We start from the raw sequence: 17,299 nt of genomic DNA, 5'->3' as shown, positions 1-17,299 counted from the left end.
GGTATATATATTACAAGCTTTATAAGTATTGTTCTCATTGTAGGTATAATTTATTTTATTATGTATAAAATGACATCTTATTTATTTACAAAATTAGTAAAACAATTAAAGAAATAATACTTATTAAACATTGATATAATAGGGATAATTAAAATTTTATGAATTTAATTTAATAATTTAAGCATATATTAATATTCATTTGGGTAATGATTAAGAAATAGAGAAAGAGGTGTAAATTGATGAAAAGAACAATTGAACGCATCCTTGCTTGGTTAGGGATCATTACTCAATTATTTGTAATATTAATTTTAGGGGTAGCATCATTATTTGGTGGAAGAAGTGAAGTGCAAAGTGAAATAAAAAGACAAGCGAAAGAACAAGCAGCTTCTAATCCGGCCGTAGACTCAACATCACACATGTCTGAATTATTACCTTCAATCTTTAAAGTAGGTCTAATATACGGTTTAGTTATTTTTGTAATTGCAATAATTGCAACGTTATTAATAAAAAAACATGCAAAATTAGCAGGTATCTTATTATTAATTGCAGGAGTCCTATCATTAGTGATGAACTGGATAGCAGCATTATTCTGGATAATTGCTGGTATTATGTTATTAGTTAGAAAAAACAAACAAGTAGACAATCATAATGATGACAAGCATAGAAATAATGAACATCATACTAATGATCAACATAAAGATAATCAACGTCATCATGAAAATGATGAAAAAAGAAATGACCGTGTAGTAGATAATCATAATGATTATGACAATCAACGTAAAGAAGACAATGTTCATAGAGAACATCGTGAAGATATAGATAATCATTTAAAAGATGATAAACAAAGAGATAACAATGTAGACAATCATCGTGATTCATATGAAGAAGAACATAGAGAAGATGATCACTTTAATGAACATAATCATCACGAAGAATTAAGTCGTCAAAAAGATAAATTAAAAAAAGACGATTCTAACAAAGATGATTTCACTGACGAAGTAACACGTCGTTTTAACGATAATAAAGAGAAATAATTAAAGTAATATCTATAAAAAGTAAATAGGCTTATTTTTAATTCAACACCTTGAAAGGAAATCAATTGAGTTCCTTTCAAGGTGTTTTGTGTTTGAGATTAAACTTATTTATTTTAGACTATTATTTGCTAAAAAAATTAAATGTATAAAAAGATTGTTTGTAAAAGTTAATAAATACAGTTATTATGTATTGTTGTCTGCTAATTCTTTTTAAAAGGTTTAAAAAGGAAAAGTTAGGCAATAATAAGATTTGCATATCATTATATTTATATATACTAAAATAGTTTCTGCTATTTTTATTAATAATAGGTAATTAGACCAAAGTTTCAAAAATTATATAAAGAAAGGAGGTATGACGATGTATACAGTAGGTTTAGTACCATCTCCAGGCGTAGCGTACGAGCATGTGACAAAAATCATTCCTAAAGTAAAACGCTTATTATCACAACGAATTAACGATGATAGTCAGTGGAACTTTGATGTAAAAGAAGATTTAATCATTGGATCTGCGGAAGATGTACACGAAAGTGTTGATAAGGCTGAACAAATTAAAAATGAAAAAAATTGGGATTTTGCAATATGTGTGACGGATCTTCCAAGTATTTCAGGAAAAAGAGTTGTAGTGAGTGATTTTGATAATGACAAACAAGTTGCAATGTTGTCATTACCCTCATTAGGAGCAATTGATTTAAAACGAAAGTTAATCAGTAGTATCACAACTATGATTGAACAACTTTATTATAATGAACCCTTAAAGAAACCTAGTACACACCCCCTCATACATTTACGTTCTGTTGAACCTGCAGAAGATGAATCCGCTAAAAGACGCTATATCAATACATTAATGTTAATAAGTTGGATTCAGTTAATATGTGGCTTAACACGAGCAAATAAGCCGTGGAAGAATGTATTTAACTTTAAAAAAATTATTTCTGTAGCCTTTGCGACTGGAACATATGTCTCAATTTTTTCAATGCCATGGGAACTCAGTGTTATTTATTCACCATTAAGATTTATTATCTTAATGATTATATCAATAGTTGGGATGGCAGGTTGGCTTTTTTACGCCCATAGATTAATTGAAAGAAAAACAGCTAAATCTCAAAGGACTTATAGATGGATATATAATGCGACTACAATGTTGACACTTGTTGTCATTACTCTTATTAACTATTTTGTATTATATATACTGTTAACTATAAGTATTACCTTATTCGTACCAGTAAGTTTATTTAATAGTTGGACAAGTGCACAAGCTGAATTTACATTTATGAATTACGTTAGATTAATTTGGTTTGTTTCCTCACTTGGTTTATTAGCTGGTGCAATGGGATCTACAGTTGAAAATGAAGAAAAAATCCGTAAGATTACTTATTCATATCGTCAGTACCAACGTTATAAAGAAGCTCAAGAAGAACAACAAGAGGAAGAACAGCAACATGATCCATCACATCAAGAAGTGGAACAGCAATCTTCAAGTGATGATCGTAATGATGATTTAAACAAAGGCAAGAAACAAGAGCACAGAGAGGAGGGACGCTAATGTCGCAACGAAAAATGATTGGTTTAGTAGTAGCACCTGGTGTTACAGAAGCACTTGCAGAAAAAATAATGGAAGATGTTCCTGATATTTTATCTGAACAAAATGAAAATCAATATGAATGGGAAATTGACTTAGTTGTCGATCCTCTGACTGGTTATGCTGAAAATGTAGAAGATATATTTAGTAAAGTTCAAGAGTATCACGATGAACGTGAGTGGGATTACGTTCTTGCAATTACAGATTTACCTATTTTTCATCAACATCGTGTGATGGCTGTAGATATTAATATGAAAAATGGTGCTGCTATCTTTTCTTATCCTGCATTTGGTTGGAGACCAGTTAAAAAGCGTTTTAAAAGTGCGATTTTAACAATTATCAATGAAGTGCATCATGCTGAACAAGATCATCGTGACTATGATGAAAATAACAATATTGAACAAAGTATAAAGCAACAGTTTCCTTTATCTAAAATCGATAAAACGCAAGTATATTTAGAAAATACAGAGACTCATCATACACGATATTTATCAAGCTCTAGAACAAGAGGTATGTTTAGGTTAGTTAGCGGCATGACATTTGCGAACAATCCACTCAATATGATGGCTAGTTTAAGTAATATTGTAGCTATCGCTTTTACTACAGGCGCCTTTGGTTTAATATTTACTACCATGTGGCAGATGGCTGACAATTTCTCAATGTGGCGATTATTTGGTATCTCTATTATTGCAATATTAGGTATGTTGCTATGGATTATGGTGTCACATGATCTGTGGGAATCTTCAAAGCACAGCAAAAATAAAAGAATCACCTTATTATATAATTTAACAACTGTTATGACATTGTTTATTGCAATTATCATATATTATATTATTCTCTATTTAATGTTTTTATTCGCAGAATTAGTTCTTTTACCAGCAGATTTCTTAGGAAAACAAATTAGTCTTAAAGGTCCAGCTGGCCCTGATTTATATTTAAACATTCCTTGGTTTGCAGCATCTATTTCCACAGTAGCAGGTGCTATTGGTGCTGGATTACTTGATGAAAAATTAATAAAAGAAAGTACGTATGGTTATCGACAACGCATTCGATATGAAGACACACATCAAGACCAGGATTCATAAAAAGTATCGCCCTTTTTGGAGCGGTACTTTTTTATTAATTGATAGGATTAAAACAATTAATTTTAAAAATGTAAAAGAAAAGATAGTCATTTTACATAAATTAATTTAAAATATTGTATAACAATATTTTTAAAACTATAAACTGTGAACGATTATTGAGAGAAGGGAACGATGAAAATGAAATATTGTCCCAATTGTGGAAATGAATTAAAGTCTGGGCAAGCATTTTGTAATAAATGTGGGAAGTCTTTAAATAATCAGGATAAAGCAACTTCATCGGCATCACAAAATGAACAAACTAATCAACAGTATCCAGATCGTAATCAATATAACCCTCAACAAAATAAAAAGACTAAAAAACCGATATGGATCGTGATTTTATCAATTATCTTTATTCTATTGATAGCAGCATTGTTATATGGCGCTTATTATTTTTATAACAATGTAATCAATAATAGTTCTGACGATAATCAAACTACAGAGACAAATAAAAAATCTAAAGATACTAGTAAATCAAATGATAACGCATCAAATGATAAAAAAGGTTCAGAAAAAGCACCAACGATTGATGTATTTAGTAGTAACTTCGATCAAGGTTATATGAAATCTGCTTCTACTGATGGTTACAAAGGCATTTATGAAGATATGACGAGAAAAGAAGTTGAAAGTAAATTTGGCAAGCCTACAGGCAAAGTTGATGGGGGCCAAACATATTATGAAAAATATGGTGATTTAGCCGTGTTATATTCTGGTGATAAAGTTGATCGAGTGGGTGTAGCACCTTCGAATGTATCAGAAGATGATTTTACAGACGTATATAATGAGCCAGATGAACGTAAAGGCGATGAATTGATTTACGATAGTAATAAAGATAATGATTTCTCAGTCGTTGTGCATAGTAAAAAAGGCAAAATCACTTTAATTGAAAATATGGATCAATTGTAATTTGAAAGACAATCAGCTGATGTTGGTTGTATAGGAATGTCGACAAAGTTTCTAACTTTGTCGACATTTTTTATACTCTCGCTTTCGTAGAAACTCTCATAGATTAGCATTCTACAAAGCTACATCTATTAAAATGACCAGAGTATAAAATTATTTATAAGGATTTAGCGCATATCTGATAATAATATAGGTATTATTTCCTGAGAAATGTTAAGTAAGATACTGTTTATAAACCACTTATCTTTAAATTTGAAATCAAATCGTATCAAATGGTACTAAAAAAGAGATGTAATTACACTATCATTTACTGTTTTAACGTTTTGGTACATAATGAAAGTAATCGAATCCGACTTGAAAATTAATATGGATAATAGAATTTTAAGATGATTAGCTATTAGTATTTGAACGCTTACAGATTGAACGTTTACATTTAAAATTAATAAAAAATATAGAACGACAAATCATTTCATATATAAAGTACGGATTTAAAGAATTTAGTATTGAAGATAAGAGGTGGAAACAGTGAAGATTAACATCACAAATAGTCCTTTCAACGAGGAACAAGCAGAACAACTTAATGAATTACTTCAAACACTATCACCCGAACAAAAAATGTGGTTAAGTGGATACATTTTAGCTAGTGAACAAGTGTCAAATAATGAAAAAGAATCAACTTCCACGTTGAACTCAAGTGATTCATTACAAAGTAATCAACAGACTGAAGCGCTACTAGCTGAAAAGTAACCAGAAGTTACTCCAGAATCGCGAACAATTACCATTTTATATGGTTCTGAAACAGGAAATGCACAAAGTTTGGCTGAAATATTTGAAGAAAGACTTGTGAACCTAGGAAACGATGTCACATTAAAATCAATGGAAGATTTCAATACTTCTGATCTTAAGAAAGTAGAAGACTTATTTATTATTACCTCAACATATGGCGAAGGTGACCCACCAGACAATGCATTTGAATTTCACGAAGCGTTACATAGACGCGAAGCACCAAAATTAGATGGTGTAAGATTTTCAGTATTAGCTTTAGGTGATCAAACCTATGAATATTTCTGTCAAGCTGGTAAAGATTTTGACATTAGATTAGATGAATTAGGTGCTGAACGTATCTATGACCGTATAGATTGTGATGTAGATTATGAAGAAGACGCTGAAAAATGGATGGCCAATGTGATTAATTCAATTGGTTCTAAACCTGAAGATACAGAGAGTGAACAGGTGGTAAGTGAGTCTATAAAATTAGCAAAAGAAAGAAAATATTCTAAATCAAATCCTTATGAAGCGGAAGTATTAGAAAATATTAATTTAAATGGTGAAGGCTCAAATAAAGAAACACGTCATGTTGAATTACTATTAGATAATTTTGGTGAAGACTTTGAACCAGGGGATTGTATTGTTGTGTTACCACAAAACGATCCAGCTATAGTAGAGTTATTAATCAGTACATTAGGTTGGGATTATGAAGATCAAGTACTTATCAACGATGATGGAGATACACTTAACTTAGAAGAAGCCTTATCATCCTATTTTGAAATTACGAAACTAACAAAGCCATTGTTAGAAAATGCTGCTGTGTTATTTGATAATGATGATTTAAAAGAGAGAGTTCAAGATAAAGAATGGATTCAAAATTATATTGACGGTCGAGACCTTATCGATTTATTAAATGATTTTGATACAACAGAATTACAACCAGAAAACCTATTCCAATTATTGAGAAAATTACCGCCTAGAGAGTATTCAATTTCAAGTAGTTATAAAGCGATACCTGATGAAGTACATATTACGGTCGGTGCAGTTAGATATCAATCACATGGTCGTAATAGAAAAGGTGTATGCTCTGTAGAATTTGCAGAACGCCTTCAACCGGGTGATACAGTACCAATTTATTTAAAACGTAATCCGAATTTTAAATTCCCTCAAGATAGTGATATTCCAGTTATCATGATTGGACCAGGAACAGGCATTGCACCATTTAGAAGTTATATGCAAGAAAGAGAAGAACTTGGGTTAAAAGGAAATACATGGCTATTCTTCGGTGAACAACATTTTGAAACGGATTTTCTATACCAGGAAGATTGGCAAGAGTGGTTGGATAAAGGTTATCTAACTCAACTAGATGTTGCTTTTTCTAGAGATACTGAACACAAAGTGTACGTACAACATCGTATTTTAGAAAATAGTGAGCAATTTAATGAATGGATTCAAAACGGAGCGGCTATTTACATTTGTGGAGACGAAAAACAAATGGCTAAAGATGTACATCAAACAATTAAAGAAGTATTGATAAAAGAACAAAATTTATCTGAAACAGAAGCTGAAGATTATCTAAAACAAATGAAAAAAGAAAATAGATATCAAAGAGATGTCTATTAAAATAGAAATGGGGATTACGCATGCAAATGCCAATAATGATTGATTTAACAAATATGAATGTAGTTGTTATTGGAGGCGGAAAAATTGCCACTCGTCGCGTAAGTTTGCTCCTTGAATATACATCACAAATTCATGTAGTCAGTCCGCATATTACAGATATATTGGAACAACTAGTACGACAGCAACAGATTACGTGGGAAGAAAAATCTTTTGAAGCATCAGATGTAAACAATGCCGACCTAGTGATTGCCGCTACAAATCAAGCGCATGTTAACGATGAAATTAAAAATCATATATCCCCTCACACACTATTTAATCATGTTGGTAATGCCCAACAAGGTAATATAACGTTTCCTAATCAACTTAGAAGAGGAAGATTAACTATCAGTGTCTCCACAGAAGGTGCAAGTCCCAAATTAGGAAAACAAATTATTCAAGATTTATCTGAAACATATGACAAATCTTATGAGAATTATATTGATTTCTTATATGAGGCAAGACAATTAATTAAGGCGAAAGTAATAGATTCGTCTAAGAAACAGCAACTACTTAAAGATATTTTGTCTAAAAAATATTTTAATCAAGCAGAACAACAATCATTTATAAGTTGGCTTGAATCTATGAATTCATATAGATAGAGGACGTCTTGAAGTATGTATAAGAGTTTCAATAATACATTTAACTATGTTTATAAACAGTAAATAATTCGTTATTTAATTAATAGAGGGTACGATGAAGAAAGTTGACATTTCATCGTATCCTCTTCGTTTTTTCCCAAAAAATCGGTACACAGTAAAATACATATTTAAAATAGTGTTTATTTATTGGTTGTAAGTGAAATATTTAATGTAAAGTGATTAATTACATGGAATACAATGGGGATGATGACATGAGTGTATTTTCAGAAGAAGATAAAATAAAAATTTTAGCTGATATTGTAGAAATAAATACTGAAAATGATAATGAGCTTGAGGTTTGTAATTATTTTAAAGCATTGTTGAACAAATATGATATTGATTCGAAAATAATAAAAGTTGACAATCGTCGTGCTAATTTAGTTGCTGAAATAGGTGAAGGAAAGCCTAAAATTGCTATATCAGGACACATGGATGTAGTTGACGCAGGAGATTATAATGAATGGAAATATGATCCTTTTAAATTAACTGAAGAAGATGAAAAGTTGTATGGACGTGGAACAACAGATATGAAAGGTGGATTAGCAGCATTAATTATAGCCATGATTGAGATTAAGGAATCGGGTCGTTTACAAAAAGGGACAATTAGATTAATGGCTACTGCTGCAGAAGAAAAAGAAATGTCAGGTGCTCAATTATTTAAAGAACAAGGATATGTTAATGATTTAGATGGAATGATCATTGCTGAACCATCAGATGGTTTCGCTTTTTACGCAACAAAGGGATCTATGGGATTAAAAGTAACATCTAAAGGCGTACCGGCACATTCATCTTTACCATCATTAGGGCACAACGCAATCAATTCATTAATTGCATTCATACAAAGGATTAAAGAAAAATATGTTGAAATCAAAAAGAACGAAAAAGAACATTCGCTTGATGTTCATCCTTATATTGATGAATGTATTAGAGAGCAAGGTCATTATAATGATGGTGACCTAAAGGAAGATGTGGCAGCAGGACTAGTAATTGTAAACTCAATTATTAGAGGAGGCGAGCAATTCAATACAGTGCCAGAATCTGCCTACGCAGAATTTAATATAAGAACAGTGCCAGAATATGATAATGTTGCTATTGAAAAGTTATTTAAAGATACTGTAAAAGAAATAGACAGTGAAAGATTATCTGTAGAAGTCACTGTTAATCATCCTACAGTTTATACGTATAAAGATAATCGTTTAATAAACACATTTTTAGAATATAATCACGACTTCAAAGTATCAGGTATGGTTGGTGCAACAGATGCAGCAGAATTACTAGGGGATAAAGATGAAGATTTTGATTTAGCTATTATTGGACCAGGACATATAACGTTGGCACATCAAACAGACGAATATGTTTATAAATCTCGATATTTAGATTATATAGATATGTATCAACAAGTTATATTGAATTATTTGAATCAACATTAATAGATTATCAAATACTAAGATAATAGTAGAAATAAAGCTATTATCTTAGTATTTTTATGTCTGTAATTGTCAGATAAATTACATAAACAGTAATAAATAATATAAATATAATTAAATAATAGCCTAGGCAATGAATTGAAAGCCATTACAACGATATCCAACAATTTTACAAAAAATGTTGGATTATTATGATTCATTTACAAAACATTAACATTGACCACAAACCCTTGTATGTCTGTTAGAGTGTGACTTGTCGTTATTTAACGAGTAAAAAACTTTTATTAATTGAAAATTGAAGGTAGCCACGAGATAAAGAGAATAAACAGTTATATCAATCTTTAGGAGGATATTTAAAATGAAAAAAATCGCTACAGCTACAATCGCAACAGCAGGTTTCGCAACTTTTGGTTTAATGCAACATGATGCAGATGCAGCAGAAAACAATAATAATGGATATAATCCTAATGATCCTTATTCATATGAATACACATACACAATAGACCAACAAGGTAATTACAATTACGATTGGAAAGGTAATTGGAGCCCTAACCAACAGAACCAACAAAATCAACAACAAGCTCAACAACCACAACAAGGTAATTACTATAGTTATTCATATGGTAACCAAGGAACTCAAAGCTACAATTCAAATAACGCTACAACAAATAATAATCAATCTACACAATCTTATACAGCAAATAATTCAAATAACCAAGGTGGCGGATTAGGTGCTGATTATTCAACATCAGATAAAAATATTAAAGTAACTACACAAAATGCGCCATCATCAAATAATTCAACTGCATTTTCAGGTCAATCAAGCTCTGGTTCAAATGCATACACAGCTGGTCAATGTACTTATTATGTATATGACAAAGTTGGCGGAAAAATTAGTTCTAACTGGGGCAACGCTAGCAACTGGGCAAACGCTGCTGCACAAGATGGTTATAATGTAAGTAATTCACCTAAACAAGGTGCAATCATGCAAACATCACAAGGTGCATATGGTCACGTTGCTTATGTTGAAAATGTAAATTCTGACGGTTCAATTAAAGTTTCAGAAATGAACTATAATGGTGGACCAGGTAACGTATCAACTCGTACAATTTCAGCTAGCCAAGCTGGTTCATACAACTATATTTCATAATATAGATTGAGTTTATTAAGACAAACTTACCATGAGGTGGGTTTGTCTTTTTTTATTTTAAAAAATAAGTTATTTATGCTGATTAAAATAAGAGTACTAATATAGTAGCGCACGCATTGTTATCAATTGGATTGCTATCAATAATGTAAGAATTATTTTATAGTTGTTCATTAATTGGTAAAAACTTTATGACAGTTTGGTTAAGTGTCGAGTTATTCATTGAATAACTATATATAGTGGATTAAGTTAAAATTAGACACTATATATAGAAAAGAGTGAAAAGATGAATCAACTAGAACAATCATTAACTGGACTTATAGAAAAAGACCCAACTATAGTAAATGAAAATGCTAATAAAGATAGTAATACTTTTTCCACAATGAGAGATTTAACAGCAGGAATTGTTTCTAAATCATATGCTTTAAATTACTTATTACCTAAACATATAGCGCAAGCACATGAAAGTGGTGATATTCATTTTCATGATTTAGATTATCATCCATTTCAACCTTTAACGAATTGTTGTCTTATAGATGCAGAAAGTATGTTAAAAAATGGCTTTGAAATCGGTAATGCTAATGTAACTTCTCCTAAATCCATTCAAACAGCGTCAGCACAACTTGTACAAATTATTGCTAATGTTTCTAGTAGTCAATACGGTGGTTGTACAGTTGATCGTGTAGACGAATTACTTAGTAAATACGCAGAAAGTAATGAACGGCATCATAGTGAAATGGCTCATAATTATGTGAAAGAAGACCAGATTCAAAAGTATATAGACGAACAAGTTACAAAAGATATTAACTATGCTATAGAAAGTTTGGAATATGAAATTAATACTTTATATACATCAAATGGCCAAACACCTTTTGTGACTTTAGGTTTTGGATTAGGAACTGATCGATTAAGTCGAAAAATACAGCAAGCTATTTTGAATACAAGAATTAAAGGACTAGGTAAAGATAGGGTAACAGCTATTTTCCCAAAATTAGTATTTTCGATTAAAGATGGTGTGAATTTGAAGCAAAATGATCCTAACTATGATATTAAGCAACTCGCATTGGAATGTTCAACGAAACGTATGTATCCAGATATTTTAAATTACGATAAAATTGTTGAGTTATTAGGTGATTTTAAGGCACCAATGGGATGTCGATCATTTTTACCAAGTTGGCGCAATGACAAAGGAGAATTTGAAAATAATGGTCGTTGTAATTTAGGTGTTGTGACATTAAATTTACCTAGAATAGCTTTAGAATCAGAAGGGGATATGACGACGTTTTGGAAACTATTTTACGACAAAATGACATTAATGCATGATGCATTAGTATATAGAATTGAACGACTAAAAAGTGCTACAGTCAATAATGCTCCTATTCTGTATAGAAGTGGTGCATTTAAATACAAACTTAACGATGATGACCAAGTCGATACTTTATTCAAAAATAAAAGAGCTACCATTTCTATGGGTTACATTGGGTTATATGAAACTGCAACAGTTTTTTATGGACCTGAATGGGAGGATAATCAAGAAGCTAAAGCATTTACGCTAGAAATATTAAAGGAAATGAAACGTCTTCAAGAACAATGGACCAATCAATATGATATTTGGTTCAGTATTTATAGTACACCGAGTGAATCTTTGACAGATCGCTTCTGTCGATTAGATAAAGAACGGTTCGGTGACATTCCAGATATCACAGATAAAGGTTATTACCAAAATTCATTTCATTATGATGTAAGAAAAGATATTACACCATTTGAAAAAATTGATTTTGAAAAGGATTATCCATATTATGCGAGCGGTGGCTTTATACATTATTGCGAATACCCAAAATTGAATCATAATATTAAGGCATTAGAGACAGTATGGGATTACGCTTATGAAAGAGTAGGGTACCTAGGAACCAATATTCCTATTGACCATTGTTATGAATGTGGCTTTGGTGGAGATTTTGAGTCTACTAAGAAAGGTTATAAATGTCCACAATGCGGCAATGATAACCCAGAAACAGTAGATGTAGTTAAACGTACATGTGGCTATTTAGGTAATCCAGTACAACGTCCTGTCATTGAAGGTAGACATAAAGAAATGTGCGCCCGTGTTAAACATATGAAGGAATCTAAAGCATGAAATCTTATTTGAAAATTGAAAATGGGCGTGGATATATCGCTAAAATAGAGACGCATAGTTTTGTAGATGGAGAAGGCGTACGTTGTAGTGTCTACGTTTCTGGTTGTCCATTTCAATGTCTTAATTGTTATAACGAAGCTGCACAAAATTTTAGATATGGAGAACCTTTTACAGATGATATATTAGAAGAAATTATCACATATTGTGAACCTAATTTTATAAGTGGCATAAGTATTTTAGGTGGAGAACCATTTTGTAATTTAGACGTAACCTTGAAGTTAGTACAAACGTTTCGACAACATTTTGGACAGCAAAAGTCTATATGGGTATGGACTGGGTTTCAATATGAATATTTAGCGCAAAATAAAGGTAAACGTCATCAATTATTAGAATATGTAGACGTTTTAGTGGATGGAATGTTTATAACACAATTGTATCGTCCTAACTTACCTTATAAAGGATCATTAAATCAAAGAGTCATTGATGTGCCACTTTCTTTAAAGAACCATCATGTAGTTGAATATATTCATAGCGGTCCATCAACATTTGAGTATGTATAATCATGTGATGAATTAAAATAGTTGAATAGGGAAATATAATAGTAAGTCAATGGTAGAGAAGGTGAGACATTATGTGGTTACTAATTGGTAAATGGATTATCGCCATCGGTCTTATCGCAGGTTCAATTATCGAAGAAACTATTTATAAAAAGCGACGTCAAGCGAAGAAACAGAATAAATGAATAAGTGAAATGAGACATACCTGAGACATAAAACCTAAAATAATAACACTAAGATGATTTATTTTAATCATCTTAGTGCTTTCTTTATATCCAATACTTCGTATTGTATGGCTTCGCTATGCCCAACTTGCTTTGCTTGTAGAAACTGATTTAATCAGTTTCTCTGTGTTGGGTCCCTTCCTAGGGTACAGTTTCAGCCAGAAATACTACACAGATAAATCTGTGAGAATTTCTAAGGTCTTCAATTAGTACTGTTCCCTCATGAGTCTTGCCATAAATACTACGCATTTATATGTCATGTTATATTAAAAAACTTTTTCACTTATCCAAAAATTTTATGTCCTAGACACTAAAATTATGTATTTTCTCAATTGTTACTAATTTTTGACTGTATTAAAACCATTGATACAACAGTTCTGATAGATATTTTATACATACAAAAACATGATTTTGATTTTATAATCAAATATGAAAATATATACTTATCACATATTAAAGTGATAAAATATTAATGTTCCAAAATTTAACTTCAATAAAGATTAGGGGTTCATGAATTGCTACTATTTATAATAGAAATCATCATTATGATTTTAGCAGTGCTACTCGGTTTAAGAACAGCTGGCGCGCTTGGCTGTGGAATCTTTGCCATCGTAGCCCAACTTATTATGATCTTCGGATTTCAATTGCCACCAGGTTCAGCACCAGTAACTGCAGTATTAATTATACTTTCAATAGGTATAGCAGGAGGTACGTTACAAGCTACTGGCGGGATTGATTATCTAGTATATATTGCATCAAAAGTTATCGAAAGATTTCCTAAATCAATCATTTTTATCGCACCTATGATTGTATTTATCTTTGTTTTTGGTATAGGTACTGCAAATATTGCTTTATCATTAGAACCAATTATTGCAAAGACCGCTCAAAAAGCCCATATACAGCCTAAAAAGGCTTTAACTGCATCAGTTTTGACAGCTAATTTAGCACTTTTATGTAGTCCAGCTGCATCAGCTACAGCATACATCATTTCTGTATTAGCAGGTTATGAAATTTCAATGGGTAAATATTTAAGTATCGTATTACCTACTGCTATATTGAGTATGCTTTTATTAAGTGTATTTTGTACGTTTGTCGGTAAAAAAGATCCAATACCATCACATAAGTTAGTTGAGTTACCTGAAGAAACGTTGCAAAGTCAATTTTCTAAAAAGGTTAAATTTGGCGTGCTAGCATTCTTATTATGTGTATTGTGTATTTTAACATTCGGCATTTTTCCAAATTTGATGCCATCATTTAATGTGAACGGTAAAACCGTTAATGTTGAAATGACTGATATTGTTCAATTCTTTATGTATTTAAGTGCAGCAACAAACTTATTACTAGCCAAAATTAACACTTCTGACATTTTAACTTCTCATATTACACAGTCAGCATTTGGTGCTTTATTTGCTGTATTAGGACCAGGTTGGTTAGGTGCAACTATATTTAATGCACCGAATAACTTGAAAATATTAAAACAAGATATTGGTGCAACAATTAGTAATACACCCTGGTTAGTTATTATTTTAGTTTCAGTTGTTGCGATGATTGTTATTTCTCAAACTGCGACTGCATCTATAATGGTACCTATCGTTATGAGTTTAGGTATTCCGCCTATTTATTTTGTCGCAATGATCCAAACACTTAATGTTAACTTTGTAATTCCTGCACAACCAACATTATTGTTTGCAGTTGAATTAGATGAGACAGGTAGAACAAGACCAACTAGTTTCATCATTCCAGGATTCTTTGTCATTGTCGTATCTATCATCATTGGTTTTGCATTAAAATTCTTATTAGGTTATTAACAAATATATAAATAAAGCAACTATCTTTCATCATTCGTATGAAAGATAGTTTTTTTATTTGAAATAAATAAATATTCTTTTATTTCGTATAAAAATTCAATATTAAACTAAAGTAAAGTTTGTTCAATACGTTAAATCTAAACTTAACACTGTTGTCACGACAATTAATAGTGATGAATTATATGACGGAAATTATATAAATATTCAATTTGACTGCTGTTATTGTTTGTATGTAATTTGCATTATTATTAAATGTTCGTTATTGTCAATTTTGTGAATCGAATAATTTTGAGCGTGTAACTTTTAGAACATCAAGATTCATAAATCATTTAGTATTAGGGGGATCACGATTGAAAAAGGAAAAAGTTATGGACTGGACGACCTTTATAGGTGTAGTCGTAGTATTACTTATAGCTGTTATACCTATGATGGTTTTCCCGAAAGCAAGTGAAACAATTATTACAGATATCAATAGTGCTATTTCAAATTCCATTGGTTCTGTTTATTTGTTTTTAGGTTTAGTTATATTTTGTTTCGTATTATACATAGCATTTGGCAAGTACGGTAATGTTACCTTGGGTAAAGCAACTGATAAACCAGAATTTAATACTTTCACTTGGGCAGCAATGCTGTTCTGTGCAGGAATAGGTTCAGATATTTTATATTGGGGTGTCATTGAATGGGCATTCTATTATCAAGTGCCACCAAACGGCGCTAAAGGTATGTCTGATGAGGCTCTCCAATACGCCACTCAATATGGCATGTTCCATTGGGGACCAATAGCATGGGCAATTTATGTGCTACCAGCATTACCGATTGGTTATTTAGTATTTGTTAAAAAGCAACCAATTTATAAAATTAGCCAAGCATGCCGTCCAATTTTAAAAGGCCAAACTGACAAATTTGTCGGTAAAGTAGTTGATATCTTATTTATCTTTGGATTATTAGGCGGCGCGGCAACATCATTAGCATTAGGTGTGCCTATGATTTCAGCAGGTATAGAAAGACTTACAGGACTTGATGGTCATAACATGATTATGCGTTCAATCATTCTCTTGACGATTACTGTTGTCTTTGCAGTTAGCTCTTATACTGGACTGAAAAAAGGTATTCAAAAATTAAGTGACGTCAACGTTTGGTTATCGTTCCTACTATTAGCATTTGTATTCATCGTAGGACCAACAATATTTATTATGGAAACAACAGTTACTGGATTAGGGAATATGATTAATGACTTTTTCCATATGGCAACTTGGGTTGAACCATTTGGAGGAATAGGGCACCGTAAAGAGTCTCATTTCCCACAAGATTGGACTATTTTCTATTGGTCATGGTGGTTAGTTTATGCACCATTTATAGGGTTATTTATTGCTCGAATTTCAAAAGGTAGAACATTAAAAGAAGTAGTACTAGGTACAATGTTATATGGTACCTTAGGTTGTGTTCTATTCTTCGGTATTTTTGGTAATTATGCTGTTTATTTACAAATTTCAGGACAATTTAACGTAGTAGATTTTTTAAATCATCACAGTACAGAGTCGACAATTATTGAAGTGATGCATCAACTACCATTCCCATCGCTGATTATTGTTCTATTCCTAGTATCAGCATTCTTATTCTTAGCAACAACATTTGATTCAGGATCATATATTTTAGCTGCTGCATCTCAGAAAAAAGTAATCGGCGAACCATTAAGAGCCAATCGTTTATTTTGGGCATTTGCATTATGTCTATTACCATTCTCATTAATGTTAGTAGGCGGGGAGCGAGCATTAGAAGTTCTAAAAACAGCTTCCATATTAGCCAGTGTACCGCTGATAGTTATATTTATATTTATGATGATTTCATTCTTGATTACTCTAGGTAACGATCGTATCAAGTTACAAACGCGTGCTGAAAAACATAAAGAAATAGAAAGACGCTCATTGAGGATTGTTCAAGTTAGAGAAGAAGAACAAGACGATAATTTATAGAATAAGAAAATGGGAGCGGGACAGAAATATAAAGCACTACTCCTAATTTTATTAGGTTAGTAGTACTTACACATTAGCTTTAGCTAAGGTGTACATTAATGGAACACATGAGTTGAACTCATGCGTAAGAAATACTAATTTCTAAAGAAAAAGTATTTCTTTATCGTTGTCCCACCCCGGCAAGGTTGACTAGATTTGAAAAATAAAGTGTCACTACTATTTTAATAGTTTAGTGATACATACACATTAGCTTTAGCTAAGGTGTTCCACTAAGGATTACATGAGTTAACACTCATGCATAAGTAATTCTAATTTCTA

General features: G+C 31.6%; 11 protein-coding genes and 1 pseudogene. All 12 read left to right on the top strand.

Annotated features, from left to right (window positions below; genetic code table 11):
• Positions 1 to 239: 239 nt before the first annotated feature.
• The 12 genes and pseudogenes from CD121_RS10505 to CD121_RS10450 all read left to right on the top strand — a co-directional run bounded on the left by CD121_RS10505 (position 240) and on the right by CD121_RS10450 (position 16,981).
• Positions 240 to 1,034 (top strand): DUF4064 domain-containing protein, encoded by a 795-nt coding sequence (locus CD121_RS10505; RefSeq protein ID WP_126568203.1) that lies wholly within the window; start codon positions 240 to 242, stop codon positions 1,032 to 1,034.
• Positions 1,035 to 1,392: 358 nt separating this feature from the next.
• Entirely contained in the window at positions 1,393 to 2,577 is a 1,185-nt protein-coding gene (locus tag CD121_RS10500; RefSeq protein WP_126568200.1) for a voltage-gated chloride channel family protein, read from the top strand.
• Positions 2,577 to 3,698: a 5,10-methylene-tetrahydrofolate dehydrogenase gene (locus tag CD121_RS10495; RefSeq protein WP_119622708.1), complete on the top strand. Its 1,122-nt coding sequence runs from the start codon at positions 2,577 to 2,579 to the stop codon at positions 3,696 to 3,698. Before CD121_RS10500 ends, CD121_RS10495 begins: the two co-directional genes overlap by 1 nt.
• A 177-nt stretch (positions 3,699 to 3,875) precedes the next feature.
• Positions 3,876 to 4,643, top strand: a complete 768-nt coding sequence (locus CD121_RS10490) for a zinc-ribbon domain-containing protein (protein WP_026083450.1) — start codon at positions 3,876 to 3,878, stop codon at positions 4,641 to 4,643.
• A 522-nt stretch (positions 4,644 to 5,165) separates the two neighbouring features.
• A pseudogene (locus tag CD121_RS10485) lies at positions 5,166 to 7,031 on the top strand (assimilatory sulfite reductase (NADPH) flavoprotein subunit).
• A gap of 20 nt (positions 7,032 to 7,051) precedes the next feature.
• Entirely contained in the window at positions 7,052 to 7,669 is a 618-nt protein-coding gene (locus CD121_RS10480) for an NAD(P)-binding protein (protein WP_017636661.1), read from the top strand.
• Between the two features lie 251 nt (positions 7,670 to 7,920).
• The gene (locus tag CD121_RS10475) at positions 7,921 to 9,138 is read left to right on the top strand and encodes an ArgE/DapE family deacylase (RefSeq protein WP_126568197.1); all 1,218 of its coding nucleotides are present in this window, start codon (positions 7,921 to 7,923) and stop codon (positions 9,136 to 9,138) included.
• 355 nt (positions 9,139 to 9,493) lie between these two features.
• On the top strand, positions 9,494 to 10,285 hold the full coding sequence (locus CD121_RS10470) for a CHAP domain-containing protein (protein WP_017636659.1): 792 nt from the start codon (positions 9,494 to 9,496) through the stop codon (positions 10,283 to 10,285).
• Positions 10,286 to 10,568: 283 nt separating this feature from the next.
• Positions 10,569 to 12,419, top strand: coding sequence for an anaerobic ribonucleoside-triphosphate reductase (gene nrdD / locus CD121_RS10465; RefSeq protein WP_119622752.1), 1,851 nt, complete (start codon positions 10,569 to 10,571; stop codon positions 12,417 to 12,419).
• The gene (nrdG, locus tag CD121_RS10460) at positions 12,416 to 12,979 is read left to right on the top strand and encodes an anaerobic ribonucleoside-triphosphate reductase activating protein (protein WP_046466954.1); all 564 of its coding nucleotides are present in this window, start codon (positions 12,416 to 12,418) and stop codon (positions 12,977 to 12,979) included. Before nrdD ends, nrdG begins: the two co-directional genes overlap by 4 nt.
• 736 nt (positions 12,980 to 13,715) lie before the next feature.
• Positions 13,716 to 15,008 (top strand): anaerobic C4-dicarboxylate transporter family protein, encoded by a 1,293-nt coding sequence (locus CD121_RS10455; protein ID WP_046466955.1) that lies wholly within the window; start codon positions 13,716 to 13,718, stop codon positions 15,006 to 15,008.
• Between the two features lie 350 nt (positions 15,009 to 15,358).
• On the top strand, positions 15,359 to 16,981 hold the full coding sequence (locus CD121_RS10450; protein WP_017636654.1) for a BCCT family transporter: 1,623 nt from the start codon (positions 15,359 to 15,361) through the stop codon (positions 16,979 to 16,981).
• The last annotated feature ends 318 nt before the right edge of the window (positions 16,982 to 17,299 follow it).

Origin of the sequence: Staphylococcus pasteuri (assembly GCF_003970495.1) — a bacterium.
GTDB classification, from domain to species: Bacteria; Bacillota; Bacilli; order Staphylococcales; family Staphylococcaceae; genus Staphylococcus; species Staphylococcus pasteuri.
The sequence above is the reverse complement of the archived record's forward strand: the minus strand, read 5'-3'. Positions and strand labels throughout refer to the sequence as shown.

What these genes read in the sequence shown, in the direction of transcription:
- CD121_RS10475 (WP_126568197.1), top strand. Translation starts at nt 7,921, where the DNA reads ATGAGTGTATTTTCAGAAGAAGATAAAATAAAAATTTTAGCTGATATT.
- CD121_RS10500 (WP_126568200.1), top strand. Translation starts at nt 1,393, where the DNA reads ATGTATACAGTAGGTTTAGTACCATCTCCAGGCGTAGCGTACGAGCAT.
- CD121_RS10505 (WP_126568203.1), top strand. Translation starts at nt 240, where the DNA reads ATGAAAAGAACAATTGAACGCATCCTTGCTTGGTTAGGGATCATTACT.
- CD121_RS10490 (WP_026083450.1), top strand. Translation starts at nt 3,876, where the DNA reads ATGAAATATTGTCCCAATTGTGGAAATGAATTAAAGTCTGGGCAAGCA.
- CD121_RS10470 (WP_017636659.1), top strand. Translation starts at nt 9,494, where the DNA reads ATGAAAAAAATCGCTACAGCTACAATCGCAACAGCAGGTTTCGCAACT.
- nrdD (WP_119622752.1), top strand. Translation starts at nt 10,569, where the DNA reads ATGAATCAACTAGAACAATCATTAACTGGACTTATAGAAAAAGACCCA.
- CD121_RS10480 (WP_017636661.1), top strand. Translation starts at nt 7,052, where the DNA reads ATGCAAATGCCAATAATGATTGATTTAACAAATATGAATGTAGTTGTT.
- nrdG (WP_046466954.1), top strand. Translation starts at nt 12,416, where the DNA reads ATGAAATCTTATTTGAAAATTGAAAATGGGCGTGGATATATCGCTAAA.
- CD121_RS10495 (WP_119622708.1), top strand. Translation starts at nt 2,577, where the DNA reads ATGTCGCAACGAAAAATGATTGGTTTAGTAGTAGCACCTGGTGTTACA.